Below are 362 nucleotides of genomic sequence, written 5' to 3' on the forward strand. Positions count from 1 at the left end.
AGGGCGTCGAGGGTGTGTCCGTCGGAAGGGGTGCGGGTTTGGTTGTCGTCTGGTCCGAACACGGCCTGCTGGTGGTGGATATCCCATTGGGCGAGGTCGCCGTCGGTGTTGACGGGGTAGCGGCTTGGTCCGGTCAGAGTGGGGTGTAGTCCGGCCGGGGTGTCGAGGGTGAATGGTGTGACTGCTGCGGGGCCGGGGATGGCGGGGTCGTAGATGTGGAGGTTTCCGTGGGTGTCGCGTTCGATCACGACCATGTGCGCGTCCTCGCCGGGCTGGCGTCCCCACGCGAGGGTTGCCGCGCCGGGGCGGAGGTCGTGCAGGATGTGCGCGGTGCGGGGGGTGCCGAAGAAGGCTGGGGTGTC

1 protein-coding gene is annotated in these 362 nt (G+C 68.8%); it reads right to left on the bottom strand.

Annotated features, from left to right (window positions below):
- A partial coding sequence (locus tag QSK31_RS48635) for a hypothetical protein (protein ID WP_285692017.1) occupies positions 1-362 on the bottom strand: 362 nt, incomplete at both ends.

It is taken from the genome of Actinoplanes sp. NBRC 103695, from assembly GCF_030269485.1.
Classification (GTDB): Bacteria; Actinomycetota; Actinomycetes; order Mycobacteriales; family Micromonosporaceae; genus Actinoplanes.